Consider the following 9,332-nt stretch of genomic DNA (forward strand, 5'->3'; position numbering starts at 1 on the left):
CGTGCAGGCCCCTGCAGCTCTGATTGCCGGCTGCACCTCAGATGCCGGTAAGTCGGTTCTGGTCGCCGGCATGTGTCGGCTGCTCGCGCGCCGCGGCGTGAAGGTCGCACCCTTCAAAGCACAGAACATGTCCAACAATTGCGCTGTCACGCTCGACGGCGGCGAGATTGGGCGCGCGCAGGCTCTGCAGGCGCTCGCCTGTGGTCTGGAGCCGGATGTCTCCTTTAACCCGGTGCTTCTCAAGCCGGGCTCGGACCACACTAGTCAGGTGGTGGTGAAGGGCAAGGCCGATGGGCATGTGAGCGCTCTGACGTACCGGTCGCGGAGAAAAGCGCTGCGCGGAGTAGTTGCGGAGACATTGGAAGAGCTGCGGGGGCAGTTCGATGTCGTCTTGTGCGAAGGCGCTGGTAGTCCTGCCGAGGTCAATCTGCGAGAGTCAGACATTGCCAACATGGGGTTGGCAGAGCTCGCTGATCTGCCGGTTGTGGTCGCCGGTGACATTGACCGCGGTGGGGTGCTTGCACATTTCGTCGGCACGCATGCAATTTTGAGCCGCGAAGACCGCGCGCGGATTACCGGTTTTATCGTCAACAAGTTCCGGGGCGATGTTTCGCTGTTGACACCGGGATTGGACGTGGTGCGCGAGCACACCGGCGTGCCCGTACTCGGCGTAGTGTCTTTTATTCCGGGGCTGTGGATCGATGCGGAGGATTCGCTCGGCACAGTCGCTGGTGCGTCGGTAGGGCCGGCGAACGCACCGCTGGGTACGGAAACGTTGTCCGTGGCCGCCATTCGCTTGCCGCGCGTGTCCAACGCCACCGATATCGAAGCGCTTGCCTGTGAACCAGGGGTACACGTGCAGTGGACGGTCGATCCGTCGGTCGTTGCTCGCGCCGACCTGGTCGTGTTGCCCGGGACGAAGTCGACGGTCGCCGATCTCAAGTGGTTGCGCGAGCGTGGGCTTGACGACGTACTGGAGAACCGAGCTGCCCGGGGGTTGCCGCTGATTGGCATCTGCGGTGGGTTCCAAATGCTCTGCACCACCATCACTGACTCGGTGGAGTCGGTAGCCGGGACAGTGAACGGGCTTGGCGTGTTCGATACCGACATTGAATTCGCGGGGACGAAGACGCTGGTGAGCCACCCGGATGGCTCTTACGAAGTCCACAATGGACAGGTTGTGCGAAGCAGCGAGGCGCCTTTTATCACTGAGCCTGAAGAAGGGGCGCGGCGTGGCATGGTGATGGGCACGCACCGCCACGGCTACCTGGAAAATGATCAGGCGCGCCGTGAGTTGCTGATGGAAGTTGCAGTTGCCGTCGGTCGGGACGGCTTTGAGGTCAGTCCTAATACTTCGTTTGCCGGAGAACGGCTGCTGCAGGTCGACCTGTTGGCCAATGCAGTCGAGAAGTACCTGGCTGGGCCCGCATTGGCCCAGGCCACAGGTATTGAACAGCTGGGCTAGTTATCGAACTCCAGGCCCAGGATTGCGTTTTCAATCAGCTCTGGCAGTGCTGGGTGGATCCAGTGCTGGCCCTTGACAACTTCGCGCACATCCATTTCGAAGCTCATCATCTGGATGCACTGCTGCACTAGAGTGGCAGCCTGCTCGCCGATGAAGTGCGCACCCAGCAGGCGGCCGGTGGAGCGGTCGGCAATCAACTTGGCAAAGCCGTCGCGTTCCTCCAGCGCCCAGCCGTAGGCGACATCGCCGTAGTTCTGTACCTTCACGGTAATCTCCGTGCCATTTTCCGCAGCCCAGGCGCGAGCTTCGTCCTCGGTCATACCGACCTGACCAATCTGCGGATGTGAGAAGACTGCGGACGGAATGTAGCGGTGGTCAAATGCCCGCAGGTCGGACGGGTTCAGCACGTTGTGGAAGACAACCTTGGCCTCATGGTTGGCAATATGCTTCAGCTGGTACGGGCTAGAGACATCGCCCAGCGCCCACACACCTTCGGCAGAGGTGCGGCCGTACTGGTCAACCTTGATGCGACCATCGTCGTGCATCTTCACACCACCGGCTGCAAGGTCCATACGGTCACCGTTGGGGATGCGTCCGGTTGCCACGAGCAGGGCATCGGCTGCGAGCTCCGTGCCGTCGTCAAGCGTGGCCGTGACGATCTCGCCCTCCTGGGAGAGCGCAGTGATGGAGGTGTTCATGCGGATGTCAATGTCGCGGGCGGCAACCTCATGGAAGCGCTCGGAGATAGCGGCGTCTGAGCCACGCAGCATGACATCGGAGCGCACCAGCATGTGCACCTTCGTGCCGAAGGATGCGAAGACGTGCGCGAACTCGCTAGCGATGTAGCCGCCGCCGACGACGATCATTTCGCGCGGGAGCTTGTCGACGCGCATGATGTTCTCGTTGGTGTAGTAATCCACCCCGGAGTTTGCGATGAGGCCCGGAACGTGAGGGCGGGAGCCTGCAGCGATGATGATGTTGTCGGCTGTGATGTCGACGGTTTCCTCGCCGATGCCAGTGCGAATAGTGCGGCGGCCGACGAACGTTGCGTGGCGGTCGTAGACATCGATATTGGGAGTCTCGTCCCCGCGGCGGTATGCCTCGCCGCCGTCGGCAATCTGGTCGACGCGCTGGGCAAAAACGCGATCCTGGATTTGCTTGAGATCAACGGAGTCGAAGGTGCCGTGCACGCCCAGGCGGCTGGCCTCGCGGATGTTGCGGGCGGCATCAGCGGCCAGAACGAACATCTTGGTGGGAATACACCCAACGTTGAGGCAAGTACCCCCGAAACGTCCTTCCTCCACCAGAGCGATACGGACATTGTCGTAGGCCGGGGCTGGAATGGAATTGCCGGACCCGGTTCCGATAATGACGACGTCGTAGTGGCGTGGGGTAGTTTCAGGCGAATTCTCAGTGGTCACAAGCACTCCTAGCATTCTGGTCAAACTAGTTTGGTTCAACCGTACTGAATGCTGATTTATTCCGAGTTCCTATTCTGTGCTCCTATTTTGAGCTGTCTCCTGGATTGACTGTGGCAAGGAACTGGAATGTCTCATTAAAAGCGCGGTCTAGTGCTTCGGGTGCGGAAAGGTAGACGTCATGGAGAGCACCCGGAATCGCGACGTTGCGAGCCTGCGGTCCCAAGTGGGCAGTGGCATCGGCAATTTGCTCAGTGTTGAGGACAGAGTCAACGCGGCTGAGTTCCGGTGTGTAGTCGGAACCGAGAAGGTAGTTGTCCGAGTGGAGAACGAGCGTCGGCACGCCGGTATCGATACCGCGGCTGACACGTTGCTGGCCGACGATGATGGCATTGAGCCAACGCCAGTTCTTGTCATGGCCAGCCAGCGGCTTGAAAGTGCGGTTGTACTCCCAGCGTCCCTGGTGGTCGGCGCTAATGGATTTTCCATAGCCGCCCGCAGACTGCACTGGAATAAGACTGTTGGGGCGAATCCGCGACATAACACGAGTCACCAGCGAGTACACGGGAGCCTTTGCCCGGGAAACGTGCAGAGTCAGCCACGGTGAGTTCAAGACGGCAGCTGTGACGGAAATATTGGGTGCTTGCGGGCAATGGCCGCCTGTGCTTCGTAACCAATCGAGCCAGAGCACGGCAATGAGACCACCAGTGGAGTGCGCATTAACAGTGACAGTTGTATGACCGGCGTGGTCTAACACTGCGAGTGCCCTGTTGAGATCCTCGAAGTAATTCGTCAGATCGCTGCAGCCATGCCAAGTCTGCCCAGGTTGGTGCGCGCGCCCGCACTTACGCAGGTCAATAGCGTAAAAGGCGTAGCCTTCGGCGTGGTACCGTTCCGCTACGTGCTTCTGGAAGAAATAGTCCGACATCCCGTGAATCCATAGAACCGCCGGACGCGTTTGGAAGTCGCTTGCCGACGAGTCGGGGCAGTAGCGGACCAATACCGCGTGTACGGATCCCTCACCGTCGGGATCCTGGCCGAGTTCGATGACATGTTGACTGTAGTCTTCGCCTAGGTTATCGGGGTTAAAGGTGGGGGTAACGAAATCGGGAATATCGGTAGTCACAGGGTCAAGCCTAGCGCCGATTACCGGGGGTAGTGGGAATGTGTGCCACAATAGATTATGGACTGAGACGGTAGCTCTCTTTTGCGTCTTTAGTTGTGTGCGCGCATGTGAGCGAGCGCTAGTTTGAATCACTAATCAAGTTAGTAAGGATGTTGACAGCAAAATGGCTGATAACAAGCTTCCTGCTTCCAGTGGCGACGAGGTAGACGTCGTCCTCATTGGTGCAGGTGTAATGAGTGCGACGCTGGGTGTGCTGCTCAAGGAGCTCGAGCCATCCTGGTCACAGGTTCTGTTCGAGCGTCTCGATCAGCCCGCCAAGGAGTCTTCCTCCCCGTGGAACAACGCTGGTACCGGCCACTCTGCTCTGTGCGAGCTGAACTACACGCCGGAGAAGAACGGCAAGGTCGATGTCACCAAGGCTAAGCTCATTAATGAGCAGTTCCAGGTTTCCCGCCAGCTGTGGACCTCGCTGATTGAAAACGGCACCCTGACTGACCCGAAGGAATTCATCAACCCAGTTGATCACACCACCTTCGCTCAGGGTCCGGAGCAGATGGCGTTCATGCGTCGTCGCTATGAGGCACTTGAGAAGGAGCCACTGTTCCACGGTCAGGAGCTCATTGAGGATCCGGACCGTTTCGCTGAGTACCTTCCGCTGATGTCCGAGGGTCGTGACTTCTCCAAGCCGGTCTCCGCTATTCGTAACCCGAATGGTACGGACGTTAACTTCGGTGCACTGACCAAGCAGTACCTGGCCGCACTGTCCGATATGGGTACTGAGATTCGCTACGGACACGAGGTCACCGGTCTGAAGCGCGACGGTTCCAAGTGGATCGTCACCGTGAAGAACCTGCACACCAAGGACGTTCGCACCCTGGTTGCCAACTTCGTATTCGTCGGTGCCGGCGGTGACGCACTGCCGCTGCTGCAGAAGGCTCGTATTAACGAGATTCGCGGTTTCGGTGGCTTCCCGGTCTCCGGCCAGTGGCTGCGCTGCACCAACGAGGAAGTCATTGCTAAGCATGACGCCAAGGTCTACGGTAAGGCTTCCGTCGGCACGCCGCCGATGTCCGTTCCGCACCTGGACACCCGTGTTATCGACGGCAAGCGCGGCCTGCTCTTTGGCCCGTACGCCGGTTGGAACATGAAGTTCCTCAAGAACGGTAACAACCTGGACCTGATTAAGTCTCTGCGTCCGGCCAACCTGCCGTCCATGATGGGTGTTGGTGTCCAGGAGATGGGGCTGACCAAGTACCTGATTACTGAGGTTTTGAAGGACTTCGACGCACGTATTGAGTCCCTGCGTGAGTACGTCCCGAACGCTCGCCCAGAGGACTGGGAGCTGATCGTCGCTGGTCAGCGCGTCCAGGTCATTAAGCCGATGAAGGCTCCGGTCTTCGGTACCCTCGAGTTCGGTACCGCGGTCATCAACTCGTGGGACGGCACCATTGCCGGCCTGATGGGTGCATCCCCGGGCGCTTCCATCGCTCCGGCTGTGATGATTAGCCTGATTGAGCGCTGCTTCGGCCGTCACATGGGCAAGTGGGCCCCGAAGCTGAAGGAGCTCGTCCCGTCCTACGGTACGCACCTGGCTGATGACCCGGCTCTGTTCAAGGAGGTCTGGGAGGCTTCCCAGAAGACCCTGAAGCTGGAGCGCTAGTAACTCGCTGAAGAGCTTCAGAGAGTTCAATTAAGCCAACATTGTTCTACCCCGCTGTGAGCCATCCGCTTGCAGTGGGGTAGAACTGTGCTTATGGAAAAAATCACGTCAGCGACCACTGCACAAACAGAGCCCACTTTTCCTTTTACTGCGATCGTCGGGCAGCAGAGACTACAGCTTGCGTTGATTCTGACCGCGCTATCCCCGGAGATTGGTGGTGTCGTCATCCGCGGTGAGAAGGGCACAGCCAAGACCACTACGGTCCGCGCGTTGGCGCCATTTCTCAGCGGATCGTTGGTAAACCTGCCACTCGGCGCTACGGAAGATCGAGTCGTAGGCTCCATCGATGTGGAGACCGTCCTGACTACCGGACACGCACAGTTCAATCCGGGACTACTCAGCGCGGCTGACGGTGGCATTCTCTATGTCGACGAGATTAACCTGCTGCCGGATCATCTCGTTGACTCCGTGCTCGATGCCGCAGCCACCGGTCGCGTGGTTGTTGAACGCGATGGCATCTCGCACTCCGCAACCTCCAGGTTCGTGTTGGTCGGCACGATGAACCCGGAAGAGGGCGAATTGCGTCCCCAGCTTCTCGACCGCTTTGGTCTCGCCATCGACGTCACCGCATCCAAGGATCCGGTTGTCCGCGCGGAAATCATCGCCCGCCGGCTCGACTTTGACGCCGACCCGGAGAGCTTTGTCACGCGGTTCGCCGCCGACGACGAGGCACTGCACGCCCGCATCGATCGCGCACGCGCACTGCTTGACGACGTTGAATTGGCTCCCAGCATTCTCGGTCAAATTGCCACTGTGTGCGCTGCTTTTGATGTGGACGGGATGCGTGCCGACATCGTCATTGCACGTACCGCCCGCGCTCACGCTGCCTGGCGAGTAGCCGGGGACGAGTCGGCGCAGCCGGCGCCCGGCAATCCAATTGAGATCACTGCGGAAGACATTAAGGTAGCTGCGGAAATGGCACTGCCGCACCGTCGTCGCCGTGACCCCTTTGATGAACCAGGACTGGACCAGGAACAGCTCGACGATGCTCTGCAGGATGCAGAGGAGCAGTTCCGAGATGACCAGAATCGGCCAGAGTCAAGTCCGGAGTCGAATCCAGAGCCCGATGCTGAGCAGGTCTCCCAGTTCGACTCCAACTCCGAACCTCAGGAGCCACAACAGTCGAATTCCTCGGGATCGAAGGGAGGTCGCGCCGCTGAAGGCGCCCCCTTTCGCCGTTCGTAAAATCAGCGTCGACGGTGTCGGTCAAGGGGATTCCGGTCGGCGTTCCAAGGCCATTGGCCCGCGGGGCAGCACCATTGGTGCCGAGCGGGGAGGCCATGGTCTTCACGTGCCGGCGACAGTGCTGGCGGCGGCCAATCGTGGCGTCCGCATGGGCGACTCCATGATTCCCCTGGAACCGGCGGACGTTCACGGCGCTATCCGACAAGGAACGGAGTCCAATCTGGTCGTCTTTGTCGTGGACACCTCGGGTTCCATGGCAGCACGCGACCGACTGGCAGCCGTCACCGGCGCGGTCACTTCGCTGCTGCGTGATGCCTACCAAAGCCGCGACAAAGTCGCTGTTATTACTTTCCGCGGAAATAACGCCGAATTAGTTTTACCGCCGACGAAGTCTATCGACACCGCAGTACGTCGCCTCGCAGATGTCCGCACTGGTGGCCGAACTCCATTGGCCGAAGGATTGCTGAAGGCACACGAAGTGGTAGTTCGGGAAGCCCATAGGGAGCCCACACGGCGCGCAATCATGGTCTTGCTCTCCGACGGCCGAGCAACGGGTAAAAATGGCCTGCAGCAGGCGAGGGCTGTGGCCGCAAAGATCCGTCGTCAAGCGTTGGCGGCGACGGTGGTTATCGACTGTGAGCGCTCTCGCGTGCGGCTGGGGCTGGCACAGGAACTCAGCGTGGAATTGGGTGCGACCTGCATAAATCTCTCCGAACTCAATGCCGAAGCCGTGGCGGGCGTGGTCCATGCCTATCATCGAGACCATGGCACAAGGAAAGCTTGACCCCAAATCAATTCCCAACGATGGACTGACCACCAGGCAGCGTCGCATGATTCCGATTACTGCGGTGCATACGGGCCCAGGTAAGGGCAAGTCCACCGCGGCATTCGGTATGGCGATGCGCGCGTGGAATCAGGGGATGAATATCGGTGTCTTCCAGTTTGTGAAGTCGGCAAAGTGGAAGGTTGGCGAGGAAGCTGTCATGCGCCGATTGGGCGAGCTTCACGACGACACGGGGGAAGGCGGCCCGGTCGAATGGCACAAGATGGGAGAAGGCTGGTCTTGGTCGCGTAAGCAGGGCACTGAGGAGGACCATGCGGCAGCTGCTGCCGAGGGATGGCAGGAGATTAAACGCCGCCTGGAAAATGAGGTGCACGACTTCTACGTCCTCGACGAGTTCACCTACCCAATCAAGTGGGGTTGGATTGATGTCGACGATGTGGTGGAGACATTGAGGAACCGTCCCGGCCGCCAGCATGTGGTGATGACTGGCCGCGATGCGGATCCGAAGCTCGTGGAGGTCGCGGATCTGGTGACGGAGATGACCAAGATTAAGCACCCGATGGATGTCGGACGTAAGGGACAAAAGGGCATCGAGTGGTAGCGCCTGGAATTGTCATCGCGGCGACAGCTTCAGGCACGGGAAAGACGACAATCTCCACGGGGCTGATGCGTGCACTGTCGCGCCGTCACGCGGTGGCACCTTTCAAAGTCGGACCCGACTATATTGATCCTGGCTATCACGGGGTAGCCGCTGGTCGTCCCGGGCGCAATCTGGATTCCTTTATGTGCGCGCCTGAGATGATTGGGCCGCTCTACGCACATGGAGCTGCCGACAGCGATATTGCGGTGGTCGAAGGGGTTATGGGGCTTTTCGACGGCCGCATTGGTGACGACCCGCTATCGGTGGAGGGGTCGACGGCTGAGATTGCCTCGCTGTTGGGACTTCCGGTGGTGTTGGTGATTGATGCCCGGCATATGTCGCAGTCGGCTGCGGCTGTTGTCCACGGTTTCTCCACGCTTCGCACTGACGTCCGTGTCAGTGGCGTGATTATTAATCAGGTGGGCAGCCCGCGGCATGCGGACATCATTACCCGTTCTGTGGAGGCCATGGGGGTCGAGGTGCTCGGTGCTATTCCGCGAGTGACTGATATTGAGGTGCCCAGCAGGCATTTGGGGCTGGTCACTGCGGTCGAGCAGGGTGAGCAGCTAGAAGCGGTCATTGAATCGATGGCCAACTTGGTGGAGACCTACATCGACATCGACCGGATTATCCAGCTTGCCCGGCAGCCCTATCCAGCCGAACCATGGGACCCTGCACAGTTCGTTGCACCGCTGGCTCTTAATCGCCGCGTGCGCGTGGCGGTCGCGGCGGGTCCTGCGTTCTCGTTTACCTATGCAGAGCACCGTGAGCTATTGCAGGCCGCTGGAGCCGAGGTCGTGGATTTCGACCCATTGGTTGACGAACTGCCGGAAGCCGAAGGCTACATCGTGCCCGGTGGATTCCCGGAAGAGCATGCCGACGCGCTATCTATTCGTGATGACATTCGCCGCGATCTACGTCAGGCTGCCGATGATGGTGCGCTGATTCACGGCGAATGCGCGGGGCTGCTCTGGCTGCTTGAAGATCTCGGTGG

General features: G+C 59.7%; 8 protein-coding genes. 6 read left to right on the forward strand and 2 right to left on the reverse strand.

What is annotated here, in order from left to right; genetic code table 11:
- The first annotated feature begins 1 nt into the window (after position 1).
- Positions 2 to 1,465 (forward strand): cobyric acid synthase, encoded by a 1,464-nt coding sequence (locus HMPREF2857_RS09800; protein ID WP_070644018.1) that lies wholly within the window; start codon positions 2 to 4, stop codon positions 1,463 to 1,465.
- Here the strand turns inward: HMPREF2857_RS09800 and mtr are convergent.
- Positions 1,462 to 2,886 (reverse strand): mycothione reductase, encoded by a 1,425-nt coding sequence (gene mtr, locus HMPREF2857_RS09805; RefSeq protein WP_141752754.1) that lies wholly within the window; start codon positions 2,884 to 2,886, stop codon positions 1,462 to 1,464. The genes HMPREF2857_RS09800 and mtr overlap by 4 nt on opposite strands.
- Before the next feature lie 82 nt (positions 2,887 to 2,968).
- Positions 2,969 to 4,009, reverse strand: a complete 1,041-nt coding sequence (locus HMPREF2857_RS09810) for an alpha/beta hydrolase (protein ID WP_069358761.1) — start codon at positions 4,007 to 4,009, stop codon at positions 2,969 to 2,971.
- A 163-nt stretch (positions 4,010 to 4,172) separates the two neighbouring features.
- Here HMPREF2857_RS09810 and mqo point away from each other — a divergent pair, with 163 nt between their 5' ends.
- From mqo to HMPREF2857_RS09835, 5 genes are all read left to right on the forward strand, one after another.
- The gene (gene mqo, locus HMPREF2857_RS09815; RefSeq protein WP_049170803.1) at positions 4,173 to 5,669 is read left to right on the forward strand and encodes a malate dehydrogenase (quinone); all 1,497 of its coding nucleotides are present in this window, start codon (positions 4,173 to 4,175) and stop codon (positions 5,667 to 5,669) included.
- A 93-nt stretch (positions 5,670 to 5,762) separates the two neighbouring features.
- Positions 5,763 to 6,914 (forward strand): magnesium chelatase ATPase subunit I, encoded by a 1,152-nt coding sequence (locus HMPREF2857_RS09820; protein WP_070644023.1) that lies wholly within the window; start codon positions 5,763 to 5,765, stop codon positions 6,912 to 6,914.
- 106 nt (positions 6,915 to 7,020) lie between these two features.
- Positions 7,021 to 7,698 (forward strand): vWA domain-containing protein, encoded by a 678-nt coding sequence (locus tag HMPREF2857_RS09825; RefSeq protein ID WP_241482132.1) that lies wholly within the window; start codon positions 7,021 to 7,023, stop codon positions 7,696 to 7,698.
- A complete protein-coding gene (gene cobO / locus HMPREF2857_RS09830; protein ID WP_042389270.1) occupies positions 7,679 to 8,299 on the forward strand; it encodes a cob(I)yrinic acid a,c-diamide adenosyltransferase in 621 nt (206 codons plus the stop codon). Before HMPREF2857_RS09825 ends, cobO begins: the two co-directional genes overlap by 20 nt.
- A partial coding sequence (locus tag HMPREF2857_RS09835) for a cobyrinic acid a,c-diamide synthase CobB (RefSeq protein WP_070644069.1) occupies positions 8,293 to 9,332 on the forward strand: 1,040 nt, incomplete at its 3' end. The genes cobO and HMPREF2857_RS09835, both read left to right, overlap by 7 nt.

The organism is Corynebacterium sp. HMSC076C10 (assembly GCF_001812455.1).
Lineage (GTDB): Bacteria > Actinomycetota > Actinomycetes > Mycobacteriales > Mycobacteriaceae > Corynebacterium > Corynebacterium jeikeium_D.

What these genes read in the sequence shown, in the direction of transcription:
- HMPREF2857_RS09820 (WP_070644023.1), top strand. Translation starts at nt 5,763, where the DNA reads ATGGAAAAAATCACGTCAGCGACCACTGCACAAACAGAGCCCACTTTT.
- cobO (WP_042389270.1), top strand. Translation starts at nt 7,679, where the DNA reads ATGGCACAAGGAAAGCTTGACCCCAAATCAATTCCCAACGATGGACTG.
- mqo (WP_049170803.1), top strand. Translation starts at nt 4,173, where the DNA reads ATGGCTGATAACAAGCTTCCTGCTTCCAGTGGCGACGAGGTAGACGTC.